The organism is Fluctibacter halophilus (assembly GCF_020687825.1).
Classification (GTDB): domain Bacteria; phylum Pseudomonadota; class Gammaproteobacteria; order Enterobacterales; family Alteromonadaceae; genus Fluctibacter; species Fluctibacter halophilus.
In genome coordinates this window covers 807,643-829,995 of sequence record NZ_JAJEWP010000001.1, presented here as the reverse complement: position 1 = coordinate 829,995, position 22,353 = coordinate 807,643, and the positions used below count along the sequence as shown (strand labels likewise).

19 protein-coding genes are annotated in these 22,353 nt (G+C 52.5%); 11 read left to right on the top strand and 8 right to left on the bottom strand.

Annotated features, from left to right (window positions below):
• Positions 1 to 27: 27 nt before the first annotated feature.
• Together LJ739_RS03880 and LJ739_RS03875 are read right to left on the bottom strand one after the other, a co-directional pair.
• Positions 28 to 954, bottom strand: a complete 927-nt coding sequence (locus tag LJ739_RS03880) for an electron transfer flavoprotein subunit alpha/FixB family protein (RefSeq protein ID WP_229157282.1) — start codon at positions 952 to 954, stop codon at positions 28 to 30.
• Complete coding sequence (locus LJ739_RS03875; protein WP_229157281.1) at positions 955 to 1,704, bottom strand: electron transfer flavoprotein subunit beta/FixA family protein; 750 nt, start codon at positions 1,702 to 1,704, stop codon at positions 955 to 957.
• Positions 1,705 to 2,136: 432 nt separating this feature from the next.
• Between LJ739_RS03875 and LJ739_RS03870 the strand changes: the two genes are divergently transcribed.
• The 5 genes from LJ739_RS03870 to fldA all read left to right on the top strand — a co-directional run bounded on the left by LJ739_RS03870 (position 2,137) and on the right by fldA (position 6,142).
• Positions 2,137 to 3,789, top strand: a complete 1,653-nt coding sequence (locus LJ739_RS03870) for an electron transfer flavoprotein-ubiquinone oxidoreductase (RefSeq protein ID WP_229157280.1) — start codon at positions 2,137 to 2,139, stop codon at positions 3,787 to 3,789.
• Between the two features lie 145 nt (positions 3,790 to 3,934).
• Positions 3,935 to 4,333: an H-NS family histone-like protein gene (locus LJ739_RS03865; protein WP_229157279.1), complete on the top strand. Its 399-nt coding sequence runs from the start codon at positions 3,935 to 3,937 to the stop codon at positions 4,331 to 4,333.
• Positions 4,334 to 4,452: 119 nt separating this feature from the next.
• Positions 4,453 to 5,235, top strand: coding sequence for an alpha/beta fold hydrolase (locus LJ739_RS03860; RefSeq protein ID WP_229157278.1), 783 nt, complete (start codon positions 4,453 to 4,455; stop codon positions 5,233 to 5,235).
• 123 nt (positions 5,236 to 5,358) lie between these two features.
• Positions 5,359 to 5,583: a DUF2788 domain-containing protein gene (locus tag LJ739_RS03855; RefSeq protein ID WP_229157277.1), complete on the top strand. Its 225-nt coding sequence runs from the start codon at positions 5,359 to 5,361 to the stop codon at positions 5,581 to 5,583.
• 34 nt (positions 5,584 to 5,617) lie between these two features.
• A complete protein-coding gene (gene fldA / locus LJ739_RS03850) occupies positions 5,618 to 6,142 on the top strand; it encodes a flavodoxin FldA (protein WP_229157276.1) in 525 nt (174 codons plus the stop codon).
• Positions 6,143 to 6,215: 73 nt separating this feature from the next.
• On the opposite strand, the gene LJ739_RS03845 is transcribed toward fldA, so the two are convergent.
• Positions 6,216 to 8,225, bottom strand: a complete 2,010-nt coding sequence (locus LJ739_RS03845) for a methyl-accepting chemotaxis protein (RefSeq protein ID WP_229157275.1) — start codon at positions 8,223 to 8,225, stop codon at positions 6,216 to 6,218.
• A 274-nt stretch (positions 8,226 to 8,499) separates the two neighbouring features.
• On the opposite strand from LJ739_RS03845, the gene fur reads away from it, so the two are divergent.
• On the top strand, positions 8,500 to 8,922 hold the full coding sequence (fur, locus tag LJ739_RS03840; RefSeq protein ID WP_229157274.1) for a ferric iron uptake transcriptional regulator: 423 nt from the start codon (positions 8,500 to 8,502) through the stop codon (positions 8,920 to 8,922).
• Here the strand turns inward: fur and alr are convergent.
• The 5 genes from alr to LJ739_RS03815 are packed head-to-tail and all read right to left on the bottom strand — an operon-like array spanning position 8,919 to position 13,317.
• Complete coding sequence (gene alr / locus LJ739_RS03835; RefSeq protein ID WP_229157273.1) at positions 8,919 to 10,004, bottom strand: alanine racemase; 1,086 nt, start codon at positions 10,002 to 10,004, stop codon at positions 8,919 to 8,921. The two genes, fur and alr, sit on opposite strands and share 4 nt — an antisense overlap.
• A 47-nt stretch (positions 10,005 to 10,051) precedes the next feature.
• Complete coding sequence (locus tag LJ739_RS03830; RefSeq protein WP_229157272.1) at positions 10,052 to 10,897, bottom strand: aminotransferase class IV; 846 nt, start codon at positions 10,895 to 10,897, stop codon at positions 10,052 to 10,054.
• On the bottom strand, positions 10,897 to 11,868 hold the full coding sequence (locus LJ739_RS03825; protein WP_229157271.1) for a 5-oxoprolinase subunit C family protein: 972 nt from the start codon (positions 11,866 to 11,868) through the stop codon (positions 10,897 to 10,899). The genes LJ739_RS03830 and LJ739_RS03825 overlap by 1 nt, the downstream gene beginning before the upstream one ends.
• Complete coding sequence (locus LJ739_RS03820) at positions 11,861 to 12,565, bottom strand: 5-oxoprolinase subunit B family protein (protein WP_229157270.1); 705 nt, start codon at positions 12,563 to 12,565, stop codon at positions 11,861 to 11,863. The genes LJ739_RS03825 and LJ739_RS03820 overlap by 8 nt, the downstream gene beginning before the upstream one ends.
• Positions 12,562 to 13,317 carry a 5-oxoprolinase subunit PxpA gene (locus tag LJ739_RS03815; protein WP_229157269.1) on the bottom strand — a complete coding sequence of 252 codons (756 nt, stop codon included), beginning with the start codon at positions 13,315 to 13,317 and terminating at the stop codon, positions 12,562 to 12,564. Before LJ739_RS03815 ends, LJ739_RS03820 begins: the two co-directional genes overlap by 4 nt.
• 100 nt (positions 13,318 to 13,417) lie before the next feature.
• On the opposite strand from LJ739_RS03815, the gene LJ739_RS03810 reads away from it, so the two are divergent.
• From LJ739_RS03810 to LJ739_RS03790, 5 genes are all read left to right on the top strand, one after another.
• Entirely contained in the window at positions 13,418 to 14,254 is an 837-nt protein-coding gene (locus LJ739_RS03810) for a CvfB family protein (RefSeq protein WP_229157268.1), read from the top strand.
• Between the two features lie 17 nt (positions 14,255 to 14,271).
• A complete protein-coding gene (locus LJ739_RS03805) occupies positions 14,272 to 14,664 on the top strand; it encodes an OsmC family protein (protein WP_229157267.1) in 393 nt (130 codons plus the stop codon).
• A gap of 226 nt (positions 14,665 to 14,890) precedes the next feature.
• Positions 14,891 to 15,946, top strand: coding sequence for an efflux RND transporter periplasmic adaptor subunit (locus tag LJ739_RS03800; protein ID WP_229159398.1), 1,056 nt, complete (start codon positions 14,891 to 14,893; stop codon positions 15,944 to 15,946).
• Positions 15,947 to 15,956: 10 nt separating this feature from the next.
• A complete protein-coding gene (locus LJ739_RS03795) occupies positions 15,957 to 19,289 on the top strand; it encodes an efflux RND transporter permease subunit (protein ID WP_229157266.1) in 3,333 nt (1,110 codons plus the stop codon).
• Positions 19,282 to 22,353, top strand: a complete 3,072-nt coding sequence (locus LJ739_RS03790) for an efflux RND transporter permease subunit (protein WP_229157265.1) — start codon at positions 19,282 to 19,284, stop codon at positions 22,351 to 22,353. Before LJ739_RS03795 ends, LJ739_RS03790 begins: the two co-directional genes overlap by 8 nt.

Here is a 22,353-nt window from a genome sequence, read left to right as displayed (position 1 = left end):
ATTCACAGCAGTGTGTCGAAGCACAATTTATAATGCGGCTTCCAGTTGCGGAAGAATGTCGAACAAATCACCCACCAGGCCGTAATCAGCAACCTGGAATATCGGTGCTTCCTCGTCCTTGTTGATCGCAACAATGATCTTGGAATCCTTCATCCCCGCCAGATGTTGAATGGCGCCGGAAATGCCCACTGCAATGTAGAGCTGAGGCGCAACAATTTTACCGGTCTGGCCGACTTGCATATCATTAGGAACAAAACCGGCGTCAACCGCCGCTCGTGAAGCACCAATTGCAGCACCCAACTTATCGGCAATACCTTCCAGCAAGGCAAAGTTTTCGCCATTTTGCATGCCGCGGCCGCCGGAGATGATCACATCTGCAGCAGTAAGCTCAGGTCGCTCTGACTCAGTCAGCTCTTCACCAACAAAGCCGGAAATGTCCATGGCTTTCACCACGTCGGAGTTTTCAATCGAGGCACTGTTGCCTTCTGCTGCGGCATCGAATGCCGCGCTTCGTACCGTCAGCACTTTAATCGCGTCTTCGCTTTGCACTGTCGCGATGGCGTTACCGGCATAAATAGGGCGCACAAAGGTATCGGCGCTGTCGACACGAATGATGTCCGAAATTTGCGCCACATCAAGCATCGCCGCTACACGGGGCATAAAGTTCTTGCCCGTAGTCGTGGCAGCAGCCAATACATGGCTGTAGTCTTTGCCTAAGTCGGCGACCAACGCACTGACCGGCTCAGCCAACTGGTGCGCATAAGCGGCATTGTCAGCCACAATCACTTTGCTAACACCGGCGATGGTAGCAGCCTGCTTGGCAATGGCGTCGACGCCCTCACCGGCGACCAGAACATGCAGTTCGTCGCCCATTTGACTGGCAGCTGTCACCAACTTGTGCGTATCAGGCTTTAAGTGCTGATTATCGTGCTCTGCATAAATGAGTACGGCCATTTAGATCACCTTCGCTTCAGTTTTCAGTTTCTCAACCAGTTCCGCCACATCGGCGACTTTAACACCGCCTTGGCGCTGTGCTGGGGCCTCAACTTTCAGGGTTTTCACCTTGGACGTCAGATCAACGCCGTAATCCGCAGCGGCTTTCACATCCAATGGCTTACGTTTAGCCTTCATGATGTTCGGCAACGACGCATAACGGGGCTCATTCAATCGCAAATCCGTGGTAACCACGGCTGGCAATGACAGTTTAACCGTCTGCAAACCACCGTCGATTTCACGGGTGACAGCAACGCTTCCCTCTTCAACCTGCACCTCAGAGGCAAAGGTGCCCTGTGGCATACCGGTCAATGCGGCCAGCATCTGTCCGGTTTGGTTGTTGTCGGAATCGATAGACTGCTTACCCAGAATAACCAGTTGCGGAGCCTCTTCTTCCACCACTTTTTGCAGCAGTTTGGCGACTTGCAATGAATCCAGGCTGTCACTGGTTTCGATGTGCAGACCCCGATCGGCGCCCAGCGCTAACGCGGTGCGGATCTGTTCCTGGCAGGCTTTTTCACCGATGGAAACAACCACCACTTCACTGGCGGTGCCTTTTTCCTTCAGGCGTACAGCCTCTTCAACCGCGATTTCACAAAATGGGTTAATGGCCATTTTGGCATTGGTCAGATCGACCGCTGAATTATCGGGTTTAACGCGGACTTTCACGTTGTAATCGATGGCACGTTTTACCGGCACTAAAATTTTCATTGTCACCTCATATTCAGGCGTTTAACTCGACGCTCGGCAACGCCGACGCGTTTCGGTAGGGTGGCGTCAATTTACTTTCTGTTGACGTAAGCGTCAACCAACACTACTCTTGCCCGCCAACTTCAGTTTACATTCCATTGACATGGCATTTAACCAAAGTTCACCTAGTCTGTATCCTGAAGTTGTGAATGACAGCAGGCTGAATAGCGAATAAACAGAACGATAAAAAAGCTATATATTCAACATGTTACGCGTCATCATCAGGCACTGCCTGTCAATTCGGAGTAACGCCGTCTGCAATGCTTTTGTGTATCCGGAGCATTGCTCCGATGCCAGCGTTGCAGTACCGTGTACAAAATAGAATACGTTTATAGACGTACTAAATATTTATTTCTTTTATTAATAGATAATCATAACAGCTAGGAGACCCCCGTGGAACGTGAATCGATGGAGTTTGATGTCGTCATAGTCGGTGCAGGCCCAGCGGGACTGTCCACCGCATGCAAATTAATGCAGCAGGCCAAAGCCAATGACCAGGAATTGATGGTCTGTGTGGTTGAAAAAGGCTCGGAAGTCGGCGCCCATATCCTGTCCGGCGCGGTGTTCGAAACCCGCGCGCTTGACGAACTGTTTCCGGACTGGTCCACCTTGGGCGCCCCGGTGACCACCCAGGTAACCGAAGACCACATCTATCTGCTCAAGAATGAACAGGCGGCCACCCGTTTACCCGGCTTCAGCACGCCCAAAACCATGCACAATAAAGGTAACTACATTGTCAGTATGGGTAACCTGTGCCGCTGGTTGGCGGAACAGGCAGAGCAATTGGGCGTGGAAATTTTCCCGGGCTTCCCTGCAGCAGAACTCCTGTTTAATGACGACGGTAGCGTAGCGGGTGTCATTACCGGCGACATGGGCATTGGCGCCGATGGCCAACCCAAAGACAGTTTCATGCCTGGCATGGAGTTGCGGGCCAAGTACACCGTGTTTGCTGAAGGCTGTCGAGGACACCTGGGCAAACAGTTGATTGAAAAATTTGCGCTCGACGAAGGAAAATCTCCGCAACATTACGCGATTGGGTTCAAGGAAATCTGGGACATTGATCCTGCCAAGCATCAGGAAGGACTGGTAGTGCACACGGCGGGCTGGCCGTTGAGCGATGCCAGCGGCGGCAGTTACCTGTATCATGCCGAAAACAATCAGGTGCTGGTCGGGCTGATCGTGGATTTAAATTATGCCAATCCCCATCTGTCTCCGTTTGATGAATTTCAGCGACTCAAGCACCACCCGGTGCTAAAACAATACCTCGAAGGCGGTAAGCGGGTCAGCTATGGTGCCCGGGCAATTGCTAAAGGGGGTTTTAACTCGCTGCCGAAAATGACCTTCCCTGGCGGTATCCTGGTTGGGTGCGATGCCGGAACGCTGAACTTTGCCAAAATCAAAGGCAATCACACCGCCATGAAGTCAGGGATCCTGGCCGCGGAATCCCTGTATGAAAAATTACAGGATGCCGAGCATAGCGGCGGAGAGGATTTGACCGGATTCACCGAGCGGTTTAAAAATTCCTGGTTGTACGACGAATTGTTCCGTTCACGCAACTTCGGACCTGCCATGCACAAGTTTGGCAGCTTCTGGGGCGGCGCGTTCAATACACTGGAGCAGAACTTCTTTGCTGGTAATATGTTCATGACGTTACAGGACAACCATCGCGATCATGAACAACTCGGTCTGGCCAGTGAGCACCAGAGCATCGACTACCCCAAACCTGACGGTGTGCTGAGTTTTGATAAGCTGTCGTCGGTTTTCCTGTCAAACACCAATCATGAAGAAGACCAGCCTTGCCATCTGCGCCTTACGGATGCGGATATCCCGGTCAACGTCAATCTGACGAAATACAATGAGCCCGCACAGCGCTATTGTCCGGCCGGCGTGTACGAAATTGTCGACGGTGATGACGGTAACCCTCAATTGCAGATAAATGCACAAAACTGTGTGCATTGTAAGACCTGTGATATTAAAGATCCGAGCCAGAATATTACTTGGGTTGTTCCGGAAGGAACAGGTGGTCCAAATTACCCGAATATGTAATGAAATCCACATTTTGGTCACTATCATTAAGGCGGGACTGGTTCCCGCCTTTTTTTACGTCATATTGTGACCTTTTATATTGCCAAGCTGTTGATCAATCGCTATCTTTAGCTCGAATTAACTATAATCAATAAGGTATTCATTAATGAGTGATTTTCTGGAAATCTTTACCCATGGACGACGTTTACAAGGTGCGGTAAAGGAATTGTCCGTTGATGAATTAGAAAGCGTTGCACAAAAACTGGATAACATTATTGCCAAGCGTAAAGAACGCGAAATTGAGCTGCAAAAGCGCGAGCAGGAAAAACAGGCTAAAATCGACGCAATCCGCGAGCAAATGGAAGCTGCAGGCCTGGGCCTTGATGATTTACAAGGTCTGGAAGGTCTCAAAAAGGGTAAAGCAAGCGGACAAAAACGTCCGGTTAAATACATTTTAAAAGACGACCAGGGTAAAGAACATCCCTGGACTGGAATTGGTAGAATGCCGAAAGTTTATTCCCACGCTCTGGCAGAGGGAAAACAACTTTCTGATTTCAAAATATAGTCGCAAATTTGCTACATTTTAAAAAAGTCGCATCGCGGCTTTTTTTTTATCCGATAACCAATCATTTTAATTGTGCCCACTTAATTAATGATTGAACCTTGAAATTATGAGGCGAATTGATGTTGCTGAATCATGAAATTACAACGACAGATGAAAATGCCCCATGGCTGGTATTGTTGCACGGCTTGTTTGGTAGCCTGGACAATCTTAACGGTGTAAAAAGAGCCCTGCAGAATCAATTCAATATTGTCAATATCGATCTGCCTGATCATGGCTTGTCTCCCCGTACCGACAGGTTTAGTTTTACAGACTGGGCACAGCGGGTAGAAGCGGTACTTGACCAGGCGAATATTCAACAAGCTCACTTGCTTGGTCACTCATTAGGCGGCAAGGTGATGATGACATTGGCACAGCAATCGCCAAAACGGGCCACAAGCCTGATCGTCGCCGATATAGCCCCCACTGCCTATTCGCCCAGGCACCAGAATGTGCTGGCCGCCCTCACAGGCGTTACGCTGGATACCATCACTCGACGACAGGATGCTGACCAGCAACTCAAACAACACATCACCGAACCCGGTGTACGCCAGTTTCTGCTCAAAAGCCTGTATGCTGACAATCATAGCTGGCAATGGCGCTTCAACCTCTCCCTGTTACAGCGTGACTATGCCCTGCTTTCAGACGCAATTCCCGACAGGGAGCCGTATGAGGGTCCAACACTGTTCATAAAAGGTGAGCGCTCGGATTACCTGGGACCGCAACATCAGGCCGATATCAAGCGTCGCTTCCCCAACAGTTCGGCCAAAATTATCGCGGCAACCGGCCATTGGTTACATGCCGAAAAGCCGGAGGCGTTCGCCCGTGTCGTGTCACGTTTTATCGACACCGTTGAGCAAGGCTGAGAAGGATACTGGGTAGCCCTCGCCCATCATCAAAGGTTTTTACATTGCATCAATGACATTGATTCTCAAAAACACACGGTTGTGCTATAGTGCGCGCCGTTTTTAATTACTGTGGCGTTGTCCGTGTTAGCCGAACATTACGAACAGATCGAAGCCATCGTTATGAACCTGGCCATGGCCGCACTTTTCGTGCTGATGTTTTTCGCCGTTCATGACGTACTGAAAAAGAACGATGTGCCTGCCCTGGGACGCGCAGTCGCATATCTCGTGCTATTTTTAGGTGCGGCGGGCTTTATCGCCAAAGGGATCATTCAATTGTTCTGGCAATCCAGTGGCATCGGCAGTTAGCGCCATTTAACCAAACTTTGAGGTAATCACACACATGGCAAGCGTAGGTCTTTTCTTTGGCAGCGATACCGGCAATACCGAGCATGTTGCCAAGATGATCCAAAAAGAACTGGGTAAACACCTGATAGACGTTCATGACATCGCCAAAAGCAGCAAAGAAGACATCGCCAACTTCGACTTATTGATGTTTGGTATTCCCACCTGGTACTACGGCGAAGCCCAGTGCGATTGGGACGACTTCTTTCCTGAGCTGGAAGAAATTGATTTCACCGATAAACTGGTGGCCATTTTTGGTTGTGGTGATCAGGAAGACTACGCTGAATATTTCCTCGATGCGATGGGTATGATCCGTGACATTGTTGAAGCCCGTGGCGCCATCATTATTGGTCACTGGTCGACCGATGGTTACGATTTTGAAGCGTCGAAAGGAATGGCCGATGACAACCATTTTGTCGGTTTGGGCATTGATGAAGACCGTCAACCTGAACTTACCGAGCAACGGGTAAAAGCATGGTGCAAACAAGTGTTCGATGAAATGTGCCTGTCTGAGCTTGCCTGATTTGACTGGCCAACATCATTACATTAAAAAAGGCGCCTTTGGCGCCTTTTTGCTTTACTGCCTCATCTAACGATTACAGCTTAAACGTCTTCACCGCTTCGCTCAGATTACGCATCAGACTGTCGACTTGCTTGGCGCCCTGAGTGGATTGCTGGGTGCTTGTGGCGCTCTCTTCGGCCAGTTCGACGATGCGGGTCAGGCTGTCAGCGACACTTTGCAACAGGTCATCCTGTTCGTGGGTATCGGAAACGATATGCTGATTCACGTCGTTGAGCTGTGAGATGACCTTACCGATGGTATTGACTTGCTCGTTGACCTGCTTGATCTGTTCGACACTTTCCCGCGATTGCTCAGTGCCCAGGCCTATGGCATTGACCGCCTGTTGCGCATCTGCTTGCAACGAATCAATCATACCTTCAATTTCTTCGGTGGAGTTTTGCGTCCGATTGGCAAGGGTTCTGACTTCATCGGCAACCACCGCAAACCCCCTGCCCTGCTCACCCGCCCTGGCAGCTTCAATTGCGGCATTCAACGCCAGCAAATTGGTCTGTTCCGCGATGGTTTTGATCACATCCAGAATACTGCCAATTTTGCGACTGTTATCTTCCAGACGATGAATAATCTCAGAGGACTGTTCTGATTGCTGACTTTGCTGTTCAATTTGCTGTCGGCACCGTTGCACCTGTTCAGATACCGCCCGACTTTGGCGGGACACATCATCCAACTGCTCCATGGCATGTTGAATTTGTTGCAAATTGCCCTGACTCTTGCTGCGGATCGCTTCGGTATTGCGTGCGGTGGTATTAACCTGCTCACGCTGCAAATCTACCTGCTGCAGGGTTTTATCGCCCAACGCAACACTTTCACGGGTTGCCGCTTCCAGTTCCGCTTCCTGAGTGATGATCTGGCTCACCACCTGATGCAGACTGTCTGACAACTGGTTTACACTGCCGGCCAATACCGCAAACTCATCATTGCCGTCATCGCGGGCTTTATGGGTTAAATCACCACTGGAGATAATGCGTAAGCTGCGGTTTATTCTCGCCAATGGCTTGGCAATGCTTCGAGCCGCCAATGACCCCAGCAAAACCACTGCCGCCAGGGCAACAACCATGATGACAACGCCTTTCCAAATGTTGCTTTGTACCGCATCCAGAATGGCGTTCTGGCCGGCCAAGGTATCGGTATTGATATCGCCAAACAAAGCAGAAAACGCGTCAATCGACCCGTCCATGGCCTGCTCCGCCTCCAGCATATGCTGCTCGGCTTCTGCAATCAGCTGGATTTTCTGCTGCTGCAGAGCGAACAGGCCCTGAGCCTCACTAAACCCTTGCTTTAGCGCCTCAAACTGCTGGTTAAAACTGTCGATGATGCCATCGGTTTCGATTTCTTCGCCCAAACGGTTCAGGTACTGCGCATCTGCATCAATGTTGCTCAGGGCAAATTCGATGTCGCCCTGGATGGTTTGGCTGAGCTCAGCATCGGTGACTTTGACGTATTCTTTGATGGAGTTAAAAATCGGCAGGATTTTGTTGTCGATATTGGTTCCAGTACCAATCAGGGTCTCCAGGCTTGGAGAGTCGCTTTCCAGATAGGTCAAATCCAGCACCAGCGCACTGGCTTCATCGGCGATGGCCAGCAGGTCCTGAGAACGGGCCTGGATCTGTTCGGACAAGGCCAGCTGTTGTTGTCGCGCTTGATACATTTGCCGACTGAACTGCAAATAGCGTTGCGCCTGTTCCTTGCCGGTCGAATAGTCACCGTTTGTGCCATCAATCAGGCCGCCCAGGGTATCCAGCTCTTGCTCGAATGCTGTGGCCTGCTGGTCAAATAAAGTTCGGTTTTCACGCAAGCCCTGGGAATGGTTTTTGAAATAGCCATTGGTGGTGGTTTTGGCAAGTGACAGGATGCCCGTTTGTACCGCCAGCATCTGGCTCTGCACCGGCATTTTCTGTTCGACAACAGAAATCGCTGACTGGCGAATGTCTGCCAGACCGAAATAAGAGATAACATTGGTGAACAGCAGCAAGCAGCCCAACACCGCGAATCCCGAAATGATTTTTCCGACAACTGAAATCTTCATACCACTTTTATGCATTTTTCTTTGCTTTCATTATCGCCCCAAAGCAACGATTTTTTAACATTTTCCGGCAAAAAAACTGAATAATGTCGCGTTCTTAGCGAAAAATGCGGCGAATTGTTGATGATTTGTACACCCTCAATATTGAAACGCCTACGGCAACGACAGACAACACGTCTTTAGTCTACTTCTGCGATGGGCAATTTCTGCCGGTTTGTCTTTTAAATCTGTGTCAGTTCCCTATAATAACCGTCACATTTTTGTTAAGTGTATGCCCATGGATCAAAATAAAGAGCTGAAAAAAGCCGGCCTTAAGGTCACCCTTCCCCGCCTGAAAATCCTGGAGATCCTTCAGGAGCCCAAGAACCAGCACATTAGCGCGGAAGACGTTTATAAAATCCTGATTGAGCAAGGCGAAGAAATCGGTCTGGCAACGGTGTACCGAGTGCTCAACCAGTTCGATGATGCCGGGATCCTTAACCGTCACCACTTCGAAGGTGGTAAATCCGTATTTGAAATCAGCCACAAAGAACACCACGATCATCTGGTGTGTCTGAAGTGTGGCAAAGTGATTGAGTTTGAAGACCCGCTGATTGAAGAACGTCAGGAAGCGGTGGCTGCGCAGAACAAAATGAAGCTCACCCACCACAGCTTGTATCTTTACGGCGAATGCACCGACGGCAACTGCGACGAAAACTAAGTCACTATACGACGCGGCGTGCGCTTTGGCATCCGCGTCACCAATTCATAACCTATTGTATCTGCCCATTGGGCAACCTCATTCGCATTGAGCTGTTGGCCCCACAGTTCAACGGGATCACCGACCTTCACATCGCCTATCTCGGTCACATCAACGGTGATCATGTCCATCGATACACGACCCGCTAACGACGCCCGCTGGCCTTTGACTAACACCGGCGTGCCATTACGCGCATTGCGTGGGTAGCCATCACCATACCCAACTGCCACGGTCGCGATGGTTGAGGGGCGCGTGGCTGTCCATACGGCACCATAACCCACCGACTCACCCCGGGGAATGTCTCGAACGGCGATCACTTCAGAGTGAAAGGTCATCACCGGTTTAAGGCGGTCGGCTGCAGGATGTGCATGCTCAAATGGGCTTAAGCCATACAACATGATCCCGGGCCGATTCCATTCCGTGTGGGACTGTGGATGGGCCAGAATCGCTGCAGAGTTGGCGATGCTGCGCGGCAGTCCGGTCGGTAATGACGACATCACCTGCCTGAAACGGTCTAATTGACGCACTGTCATTGCCGTATCAACACTGTCGGCGCAGGCAAGGTGGGTCAGCAGAGTAATATCCTCCACGTTTTCACAGCCGCGCAGTTTTTCAAACACCTGATGTACCCGTTCACTGGGAATGCCCAGCCGATGCATCCCTGTATCCACTTTCAGCCACACATGCATGGGGCTGTTCAGGGGCACCCGCTGCAACGCCGTCAACTGGCTTTCGTTATGCAGTACCGTGTGGAAACCCAACGCGCTGGCCGTTTTCAGCTCACCGTCATCAAAGCAGCCTTCCAGCAGCAAAATGGGAGTGTGAATGCCTTCATCACGCAGCACAACGGCTTCGTCAAGACTACTGACCGCGAACAGCCGCACCCTTCCCTCTAACGCACGGGCGATATCACAGGCGCCATGACCGTATGCGTCCGCCTTGATAACGGCCATATGATGACTGTTTGGGGCCAACCCTTCGGTCAGGGTGACATTGTGACTCAAGGCCTGAAGATCGATGGTAATTTCAGTGGGTCGACTCATCGGTAACTGCTTTACTCCGGGGCAATCAACGCCCTCGCTGTGGGCACTCAATAGGAAAATTTATGTTGTTCAAACAATGACGAAACCACGCGCCAGATATCACCCACCTGACCGTCATTGACGGGCTGATCATCGATGCTGATCACCGGCTGAACATTGCGGGTTGAACTGGTAAGCCACACTTCGTTGGCCTCCATCACCTGCTGGCGGGTGATTGTACCCTCTCTTACCGTAAACACGCCATCCTTGCGCACACAATCAATTAATACCTGTCGGGTAATACCGGCCAGTTTCTGTTGATCCAGCGCCGGTGTCCAGATTTCATCCTTTATCACCACGAACGCGTTACAAGCGGCAGCCTCGGTCAGTTCATCCTGCTGATTGAACAACAACACTTCATCCGCGTGCTGATCTTTGCCGTGCTGAAAATGCAACACGTGGCCCAATAACGAGGTCGATTTAATATGACAATGCCGCCAGCGCTGATCTTGTTCAGTGATCACTCGCAGCCCTTGTCCCTCGGCCAGTCTTGGTGGCAGCGCGTAGGTCATCGCAAACACCGTCGGCGTCAGTTGATTGGAAAAGCCATGGTAACGGCGACTATCCACGCCACGGGACACGTGCAGGTAGATGGCCACATCCTCTGCACCATGGGCCGCCAACAGGCGTTCGATAATATCCTGCCATTGGCTGGGTGACAAAGGCATGTCGATACGCAGTGCGGCAAGACTGTTGGCCAGCCGTTGCAGGTGCAAACGAGTAGCGACAGGTTTACCCGCAAACGCAGGAATGACTTCGTAAGCACCGTCACCGAATAAGAATCCCCTATCCAGTGGTGACAGATGTGCCTCGCACAGCGGTAAAAAGGTCCCGTTCAGGTACACATCCGTCATTACTTTTCTCCCGCCGTTGAAATCATCTGAGCTAACCAGTGCTGCCATTGTGCCCGTTCGAGGTGAAACCGGTTGTCGGCGTCAAAAACACTGCAGGTTGAAAAGCGTAGCCGAGCGCCTGGTGCCAACTGGGCCAGACGTTGACAATCCCGCGGGTATACACTGCCTATTTTAGGATATCCACCGATGCTTTGCCGATCATTGAGCATCACGATGGGTTGTCCATCCGCGGGGATCTGCACCGCACCAAGACCGATGCCTTCCGATGCCATCTGCGTCACCGGGCTCTCAATCGCCGGTCCTGTCAATCTGACCCCCATGCGATCAGCGCGCTGACTGACGGTGTATTGCGACAGGCCAAATTGCCGCACCGCACTCGAACTGAACAGATCATACTGATACCCCATCACCACTTGCACGCATAGCTGATCGGGAAAGTCCGGCCGTGCGGCCTCGGGCACTGACAAGTGAGGGATAAACGTCGGTTGCCGGGCTAGGGTCAGGACATCGCCCTGCTGCAGGGCAGCGCCATCTCCGCATAAGCCGCCCAAGTGTTCTCTGGGTACCGTTGTGACACAGCCAAACTGAATGCACCCCTGGAAACCACCACCGACCGCCAGGTAGCGACGTAAACCAGCATCACACTGGCCGATCACCAGGTGTTGGCCAGCCTTGAGTGACAGGGTTTGCCACGACGGTTGGGCAACGCCGTCGAGCAATATGTCACCCGGTGCGCCCGTTATCGCAACCTGACAGTCCTGCAGAACATCCAGTGCCAAAGGTCCGATCAGGATTTCCAGACCGGCACTATCAGCCGCTTGTCCGACCAAGTGTGAAGCCCAATCAAAACTGTAGCCATCCACAGCCCCACCTTGACTCAGTCCCTGACGCCCGGCCCCTTGTCGTCCGCGATCGGTCAATAAGGTCTGCATTGAGGCCTGGGTGATACGCAACACTGCCTTGTCAGTCATGGTTCCCTCGCTCTGACCACAGACGCTCAAAATCGTCGGCCGTGATAGCCTTAAAGCGCACCGTGTCACCCACACGTAGCAATGCCGGTGGATTGCGCCCAGCATTGAATAGGGTCACCGGACATCGGCCGATAATGTTCCAGCCCCCTGGCGATTGGGTCGGATAGATAGCGGTTTGACGATCGGCTATCGCCACCGCACCAGCCGGAACCCGTTGCCGGGGAGTTGGCAAGCGAGGCATGGCCAACCCCGGCTCCACTTCGCCGAGAAAAGCGAAACCAGGCGCAAAGCCCAGGGCATAGACCCGGTATTCCTGTTGGCAGTGACGATCGATGACCTGTTGTTCGCTAATCCCGTGATGCTCGGCAATGCGAGCTCTGTCATGATCATCCGGCAAGCTGTAGCAGACCGGCAATGTGTGCACTTTTGGAGGCGGCGCGTTTGCAGCGGGCGTTGTTTCGGTGCCCACACAATGTTGCATCAGCCAATGCCTGACAAACAGATGGTCCACCCGTTGCACATCGTACTGAAGGTACAAGGAACGGTACGACACCACACTGTCCTGCAGCCAGGCAGGGGCCGCTTGTTCAAGGGTATGCTGCCATCCACACACCTGTTGATGGGCTTGTTCCAGGCCATCCACCGCGGCGTAAACTATCACGCCATCGACACCCGCTGTCACTATCTTCACGGTCATGAACTGGCCAACAGCTCACGAATGGCCTTAACCCCGGCGATAGCATCATCATTGTCCCCGTGTACGCACAAAGTATCGGCTTTAACGTGCAAGGTACGGCCGGACAGACTGGTGATGGTCTGTGTTGTCATCAGTTGCTGAACCTGCCCCAGCATTTGTTCAATTCCCAGTACTGCACCAGGTTGATGACGGGGCAACAGCCGGCCATCATCACCATAACGGCGATCAGCAAATGCCTCAAACCACAACATGACCCCAAGTGGCTGCGCAAGGCTCTGATGGTGTTGCCATTGTTCTGTGGCCTGCACCACCAGCGGCAGAGGTCGATGGTAGTCGGCGACGGCTTGTAACACACTGAGCAGAATGGCTTCATCGCGCATCATGTCATTGTACAGTGCACCATGGGGTTTAATGTATTGCAGACTGACATCCTGGCAAGCGGCCATGCCGTCGAGCGCGGCAACCTGATAATGCAGCATGGCAATCAACTCTGAGCGACTCAGTTGCATGCTACGTCGTCCAAAACCTTGCAAATCAGGATATGCAGGGTGCGCACCTAAACCGACACCGTGCACCTTGCTGAAGCGGATTGCGCGCTGAATGACCAACGGATCGCCGGCATGAAAACCACAGGCGACGGAGGCCATGTCCACAAATGGCATGATCCGATCGTCATCGCCCATTTGCCATGGACCAAAACTTTCACCCAAGTCACAATTTAATCGCAGGCTTTGTTTCTCTGTGTCAGACATTTTCGATACAATGGTGTTCTGTCACCACCCCCGTTGTTGGATGTCGTTACTATAACAGAATTCGACCCAGGGTTGTTAACCACGGATCCTACCTAACAGTATGTTACATATCGGAAAAATTAATACATTACGGGCCATTGATGCGTTGCCTTTTGGCTTTTACCTGCAAGGCGATGATCCCGAGTGGGTACTGTTGCCGCGAGACGCTGCACCCGCATCGCTGGCCATCGGCGATAGCCTTGATGTGCTGGTGTATCATGACAAAGAGGGTCAGTTGGTTGCCACCCAGGCATCCCCGACGGCACTGCGTGATCAGTGTGCCCTGATGACCGTCAAACACATCAGTGATGCTGGCGCGTTTGTCGAATGGCTGGACGACAAAGACTTACTGGTGCCCCACAAAGAGCAAGACAAGCCTCTGCAACAGGGGTTGGCCTACATGGTCTACGTCACACTCGACGCACAGCGAGAACGCCTGATCGGCAGTACCCGGTTACACCGGTTTCTGTCCGAAAAAGGCCAGGATTTTAGCCCCCGTCAGGCTGTCACACTGACCGCCGTAGCGCGCACTGATCTGGGCATGAAAGTGATCATCAATGACACCCACCTTGGATTGCTGTTCAAAGATGAGCTGATCAAGCCATTGTCGGTCGGCGAGCGCTGCGATGGATTCATAAAACGCATCCGCGATGACGGTAAAATTGATGTTAGCCTGCAGTTACACGACGAACAGGCACGTCAGGATCTGGGCGAGGCTATCATTGATGACCTTCGCGCCCATGGCGGTATCTCTACCCTGACCGACAAAAGTGCACCGAACGACATTTTGCAGCGATTCGGGGTAAGCAAAGGCGCCTACAAGAAAGCCCTGGGCAACCTCTACAAACAACAACGGATCCGCCTGGAAAAGGATCGGATCACCTTGATCGAACCCTGACGTAAACGGAGAAATCAGTGAAAGCAACAGTCTCATGGCAACAAGCCATGCAATTTCGCGGTACCACCGACACCGGACATCACATCGATATGGATGGCGAAGGTAATGCCGTCAGTCCCATGGAGGCCGTTTTGCTGGCAGCTGGGGCCTGCTCTTCCATCGATGTGGTTGAGATCATGAAAAAAGCCCGCCAGGACATTCAAGCCTGCCGCTGTGAAATGTCAGCCATCCGAGCTGACGATGCCCCGCGGGTATTCAAACAAATAGATGCCCACTATATTGTGTCCGGCAATGATATCAGCGAGAAACACCTCGCCCGGGCGGTTGAATTGTCGGCTGAGAAATATTGCTCAGTGATGCTGATGCTGCGCGGCAATGTCACCATAAACACCCGCTATACTATCGAGTAAACCCAACCAAGGCAGGTGAACACCTGCTTTGGTCATTCTCACAACTATGTGGTGAAATTCGCTAAACGATTTACCAACGACCTGTCGTCAATTTCACCAACATAGTGTATCTATCTGTTTTTAAAGACTTTTTAAACGTGGCACACACTCTGCTTTGTATGGGTTGTTTTCAATCACAATTCATCGGGGAACCAACATGCCACGGATCACACCAACAACAACCACAATGAAGCTGTTAGTGGTCGGTACCGCTCTGTCACTAAGTGCCTTACTGTCAGGCTGCGGAGAAGCAGGCGCCAGTGCCAACACAGAACAAGCGAAAAAAGAAGCGGTCATCGCCATTCCGGTCGAAGTTGCCGCTCTGTCACAAGGTGACATATCATCCAACTACTCCACTACCGCCGTGCTTGAAGCCAAAGATGAAGCGTTTGTGGTCGCCCGTGCATCGGGCATTATCCAGACCATCAATGTCGAAGAAGGTGATTTTGTCGAAAAAGGCCAGATACTGGCGCAGCTGGAACAGTCCCGCTATCGCCTAAACCTAGCCCGGGCGCAAGCCGAGCTGGAAGGCATTGAGAAAGAGCTGGAGAAGATCAATAAAGTCTACGACAAGAAACTGGTCAGTGATGACACCTATGACAAACTGACCTCCCAGTATGAAGCAGCCAAAGCCAGCTTAGCTCTGGCAGAACTGGATTTGGAAGAAACCACCATCCGGGCACCAATCAGCGGTTACATTGCCGAACGTAACGCCAAAGTGGGTAACCTGACGGAATCTTTCCAACGGGCAAGAATGTTCCACATTGTGTCTCAGCAAGACCTGTATGGCATCGTACATTTGCCGGAAAAAGAACTGGCTCGGGTGCACCGCGATCAGGAAGCGCGTCTGACCATGACCGCATTGGGTGATGAAAACGTGCGCGCCTTTGTTGAGCGCATTTCACCGGTAATTGACGCCAAGACCGGTACCTTCAAAGTGACGTTACGGGTACCTAACGAACAGCATCAACTGAAAGCCGGCATGTTTGCCCAGGTAGCGCTTAACTATGATACCCATGCCAACGCCACCCTGTTGCCTCGCAAAGCCCTTCTGTCGATTGACAATCAAACCAATGTATTCGTTGTCGATGAAGGCGTAGCACGCAAAGTCTCGATCACAGTTGGCTATCAGGAAGGTGAATCAGTGGAAGTTCTGAGCGGTTTGCAAGGTGATGAAAAAGTGGTGATTGCGGGTCATCAAAACCTCAAAGACGAAGCCCCCGTAGACGTCGTTAACGGTTAAGGAGTCTGTCATGCGACTAGTCGACATTGCCGTTAAACGGCCGGTCACGGTGTGGATGTTCACCTTTGCCATCTTGCTCTTTGGCATGGTGTCACTGTCCCGCCTGGCCATCAATTTGCTACCTGAATTGTCCTACCCGACGCTGACGATCCGCACCGACTATCCGGGTGCAGCACCGGGCGAAATTGAGCAATTGGTATCCAAACCGATCGAGGAAGCCATCGGCGTGGTCAAAGGCGTGCGGCAGGTCACCTCTTTGTCTAAAGCCGGACAATCCGATGTCATCATGGAATTTGAATGGGGTACAGAAATGGATCTGGCCTCATTGGAAGTACGGGAAAAGCTTGACGTCCTGCAACTGCCACTGGATGTCGAAAAGCCGTTACTGTTACGCTTTAATCCCAGTCTGGATCCTGTGTTACGGTTTGGTTTTGTTGCCGTCGAAACGCCGGTTAACAGCGAATCATCCGCAGCCCCCATCGATGCGACCCCTGTCACCCTGGACACTCAGGGCATGAAGCGCCTGCGCATTTATGCAGAAGAGCAAATTAAGCGCAAACTGGAATCAGTCGATGGTGTCGCTTCGGTGAAAGTGGGTGGCGGTCTGGAAAGCGAAGTGCAAGTTCTTATCAACCAGCAGCGCACCGGCCAGTTAGCCATCTCCGTGGATGACGTGATTAGCCGTCTGGAAGCCGAGAACGTTAACGCGTCCGGCGGACGTGTGGAAGATGGCAGTCAGGAATATCTGGTGCGTACGCTGAATGAATTCCGCAGTCTGGATGACATGCGAGATCTGTTCATTGCCACCCGCGACGGCAAGCACATTCGTCTGGGTGACATCGCCGAAGTGCAGGACGCCCACAAAGACCGCAGTTCAATTACCCGTTTCAACGGTTTCGAAGGGGTTGAAATTGCCATCTACAAAGAGGGTGATGCCAACACTGTTCAAGTCGCCAAAAACGTCCAGCAACGACTCGATGCGTTGCAAAAAGAGTTGCCGGCCAATTATCAGTTGCAGCCGGTTTACGATCAGTCAGTGTTCATCAGCAATGCCATCAGCAATGTCAAATCAGCCGGTATTATCGGCGGTATTCTGGCGATGCTGGTGTTGTACCTGTTCCTGAAAAACATCTGGCCGACCCTGATCATCTCGATTTCGATCCCCGTTTCTATCATTGCCACATTCAATCTGATGTACGGCAATGACATCTCGCTCAACATCATGAGCCTGGGTGGTATTGCACTGGCGATTGGTTTGCTGGTCGACAACAGTATCGTGGTATTGGAAAACATCGACCGACACAAACAACGTGGTATGTCTCAATGGCAGGCGGCTGCCGAAGGCACCAAGGAAGTGTCAACCGCCATCGTGGCGTCTACCCTGACCACCATGGCAGTGTTCTTCCCATTAGTGTTTGTGGAAGGGATTGCCGGACAACTGTTCCGTGACCAGGCCCTAACGGTCACCTTTGCGTTGGGCGCCTCGTTGCTTGTCGCTTTGACCATGATCCCCATGCTGGCGGCCCGGGAAAGCAAAGACCCCAACGCCCAACAGCTGGATCTGGGCCCTCGCAGCCCGGCCCGAGTGAAACCCAATGGCAAAATGGCCCGTGTGGGTTATTACGCCGTGATGCCCGTGCGCCTGTTGTTTAAGGGTTTGTTCTACGCCCTGCCAATGCTGGTGGTCTCAGTGGTGGTATTTATTGCGCGATTGCTGAAAAAGGCGTTGGGCGCACTGTTCTCACCTATCTTGTGGGGGTTTGACAAAGTCTTCACCGCTGTCCAACGCCTGTACACGCCGCTGCTCAATGCCGCGCTGTCGGCCAGAATGATGGTTCTCGGCCTGGTGGTGGTGATGTCAGCCGCATCTGTCATGCTAATCCCTCGTCTGGGGATGGAATTGATCCCGGATATGGCACAAGGCGAGTTTTTTGTCGAAGTGACCTTGCCCAGCGGTACCCGCTTGCAAGAGACCGATCGGGTACTGGCGGCATTGGCCGAAAAGGCAGATGTACAACCTGGCGTAAGCCGCTCTTACTCCCTGGCCGGAACGGGTGCACTGATGAATGCTTCACCCAACCAGGGTGGCGAAAACTGGGGCAAGCTGAACGTGGTCATGGCGTCTGGCGCCACGAAGGACCAACAACAGACAGTCGTCAACGCATTACGTGACTTTCTTTCCCAACAAGCCGGTGTCACCTCAAAGTTTGGTACACCCGCCTTGTTTACCTTTGCGACGCCGCTGGAAATCGAAATCAGTGGTTATGATCTGGCCATCCTGAAAAAGACCAGTGAACAGGTGGTGTCCCTGTTGGAAAGCAATGACCGCTTCGCCGACGTGAAAACCAACCTGCAATCGGGCAGCCCTGAGCTCAAAATCCAGTTTAATCACAGCAAACTGGCACAACTGGGCCTGACCGCACCGGACGTGTCTAAACTGGTGTCCGCCAAAGTCGGTGGCGAAGTAGCCACCCAATATGCCATCGATGACCGTAAAGTGGATGTACTGGTGCGTAGCCAGGAGCAACAGCGGGATTCCATCAGCGACATCGGCCAAATCATTGTTAATCCCGGTTCGACACCGTCGATTCCGTTGAATGCGGTTGCCGAACTGTCCATGACCACGGGCCCCAGTGAAATCAGCCGTATCGGTCAGCAACGGGTGGCAATTGTCTCAGCCAACCTGCGTTACGGTGACCTGGGTGAAGCGGTGGCGGAAGCCAATGCACTGCTTAAAACCCTGCAACTCCCCCTCAGTATGCGTGCAGTTGTGACCGGTCAAAGTGAGGAAATGGAAGCCAGCTTTGCGTCACTGTACTTTGCTCTGGCCCTGGCGGTGTTCATGGTGTACCTGGTAATGGCATCGCAGTTTGAGTCATTGCTGCACCCATTGCTGATCCTGTTTACGGTTCCGTTGGCGTGTGCTGGGTCGATTTATGGCCTGTTCCTGACCCAGACCCATGTGTCCGTGGTGGTGTTCATTGGCCTTATCATGCTGGCCGGTATCGTGGTTAACAACGCCATCGTGTTGATTGACCGGATTAACCAGTTGCGTACCCAGGGTATGGAAAAAGGTCAGGCCATCCGCGAAGCAGCCCAGTCTCGTCTGCGCCCCATACTGATGACTACCCTGACCACCACCCTCGGTCTGTTGCCGATGGCAATGGGACTGGGTGAAGGGGCAGAAATCCGCACACCGATGGCTGTCACCGTGATCTTCGGATTGCTGTATGCCACCGTGCTGACCCTGGTTGTGATCCCGGTGCTGTACAGCGTGTTCGATCGCAAGCACATTGTTGCACAGGCCCCAGACGGCGTCGCTGAGGAGACCGTGTATGGATAAGTTCGCCTCGGCAGGGGCTGCCCTTGCCAGTTTCGCCCTGAAGCGCCCGGTTACCGTGTGCATGGTCTTCCTGTCCATGCTGATGTTTGGCGTGGTATCGGGACGCCTGCTGCCCCTTGAGCAGTGGCCGGCCATCGATATTCCGCAAATGTTTGTGCAGATCCCCTACAAGGACTCAACCCCAGCGGAGATCGAGAAAATGATCACCCGGCCAGTGGAAGAAGCCCTGGCCACCATGTCAGGGATCAAACGGCTGCGTTCGGAGTCGACAGAAGACAAAGCCGAAATCATGATCGAGTTTGCGTGGGAAGAAAACATCAAAGCCAAAAGCATCGAAGCGCGGGAAAAAATCGATGCGATCCGGCACTTGCTACCCGATGATGTGGAACGTGTCCTGGTGTTCAAATTCAACACCAATGACATGCCCATTTTCCAGTTGCGGGTGTCCAGTGAGCGGGATTTATCCAACGCCTACGATTTGCTCGACCGCAACCTGAAAATGCCCATTGAGCGGGTGCATGGCGTGTCCAAAGTCGAACTGTACGGAGTGTTGAAAAAACAAATCGCCATTCGTCTGGATGCTGCCCGTATTGCGGCATTGCACGTGGATGTCAACCAACTGGCGAAAACCTTGCGTGACGCCAATTTCTCCATGACCGCCGGTCAGTTCTTTGATATGGACCGTAAGATCACGGTCAATCCACAGGGTGAATATCGTTCGGTCCAGGACATTGAAAACCTGCATGTCAGCGCCGGTATCCGCCTCAAAGACATCGCCCAGATCATGTATGAAACGCCACGGCGTACCGAAGGCCGTCACCTCGACCAAACCTACGCTGTCGGGTTTAACATCTATCGTGAAAGCGGCGCCAACCTGGTGGAAGTCTCCCGGGCCGTGCTTGATGTGATTGACGATGCCAAGCAAAACCCCGCATTCAATGGCATTAACCTGTTCATCATGCAGGATGAAGCCGACAGTGTGACCTCCTCGCTGAGTGATCTGCTCAACGCCGGTCTGTTGGGTGCATTGCTGTCCATCATCGTGCTGTACCTGTTCCTGCGTCAGCTGACGACAACCCTTATCGTGGTGCTGTCGGTACCCTTTTCCATCTGCATCACACTCGGCTGTATGTATTTGATGGGTTACACCCTCAATATTCTGTCCCTGATGGGACTCATGCTGGCAGTCGGTATGCTGGTCGATAATGCCGTGGTGGTAACGGAAAGCATTTTTCAGGAGCGAGAACACAACCCCAATGCGGTACAGGCCACCAAGTCCGGTGTCGCCAAAGTCAGCCTTGCTGTGATCGCGGGCACGGCCACCACCGCCATTGTGTTCCTGCCCAACATTATTGGCATTAAAGTCAATGTGACGGTGTTTTTGGAGCACGTTGCGATTGCGATCTGTATTTCACTGTTTGCCTCCCTGTTGCTGGCGCAGACCTTGATCCCCCTGCTTGCCTCGCGGATCAAACAACGTCCACCAACAACCGATCAAGGGCCGGGCAAGTGGCTGTCGCTGTATCGTCGTGTCCTGTCATGGACCCTGGCCCACCAGCGCAAAACCCTGGCCATAGCAGTCGCGATCCTGCTGAGCACTGCCATCCCGATGCAATTTGTCAGCATGGATGACGAAGGCAACAACGACAAAGAACAGATTTGGCTGAACTACCATATTCAGGGCAACTACACCCTGGAAGAGGTGGAGAAAACGGTCACCAAGATGGAGAACTTCCTGTACGCTAACCAGGATGCCTTCCACCTAAAGCAGGTCTACAGCTACTACACCCCGGGTTATGCCGTATCAGGGCTCACACTGAAGCCTGACTTACCCATGCCGGTGGCTGAGCTGAAGAAAAAGATCCGTGATGCCATGCCCAGTTTTGTACGTGCAAAGCCCTCGTTCCGCTGGGACAGTGGTAACGGTGGCGGCGTGCGTCTGACCCTGCTGGGCCAGTCCTCGGAAACTCTGCTGGAAATTGCCGACAATATTGTTCCGGTGCTGGCAGACATCGAAGGATTGACCGATGTGAAGGCCGACACAGGAGGTCAGAAGCACGAACTGCAGGTATTGATTGATCGTCAGAAAGCCTATCGTTTTGACCTGAGCACCCGTCAGGTGGCAGATGTGGTGAGCACTGCGTTGCGCGGCAGCAACCTGCGTACCTTCCGCCACGGTGACAACGGTGAAGTCGATATCCGTCTGATGTTCGATCGTGACGTGCAGACCTCGTTGGAGCAATTGCGCAATCTGACCATTAAGCGGGATGAGACCCAAAACGTCACCCTCGACATGGTCGCCGACCTGGTGGTCAAACCGCGGTTAACGCAAATTCGTCGCAATTATCGTCAGACCGCCCTGAGTATTGGCGCCAACCTGGAAGAAGGCACGACATTGGGTGAGGCCCGTGAACGCATTGAGCAGACCCTTGCGCACATTCAGTTGCCCAGCGGCTATCAGTGGACCCTGGACGGCGGATTCCGTCGTCAGGATGAAGCCAATGGTGTCATGCTGACCAACATGATCCTGGCCATCTGCATGATTTATGTGGTCATGGCTGCACTGTTCGAGTCGCTGTTATTACCAACCGCCGTGATCACGTCGTTGTTGTTCTCCTTTACCGGGGTGTTCTGGGCCTTCTTCATTACCATGACGCCCATGTCTATCATGGGCATGATAGGTATGTTGATCCTGATGGGGATAGTGGTGAATAACGGCATCGTGCTGGTGGACAGGATAAACCAGTTGATCAGTGATGGCCTGACAGTGCCCAACGCTATCCTGGAAGGCTGTTCATCAAGGGTCAGACCGATACTCATGACCGTAGCAACCACAGTACTGGGGCTGGTTCCCCTGGCCCTGGGCAACACCCAGATCGGCGGTGACGGCCCCCCTTACTCGCCGATGGCCATCGCCATCATCGGGGGGTTATTGTTCTCAACCCTGACCAGTTTGTTCTTGGTGCCATTGGCTTACTTACTGTTGCTGAAGTTGCGTCGCAACACTGTGGCGATGATCAATGACAGTAAAGCGATGGTGGCGCGGGTGTTAAAATCCGCCTGA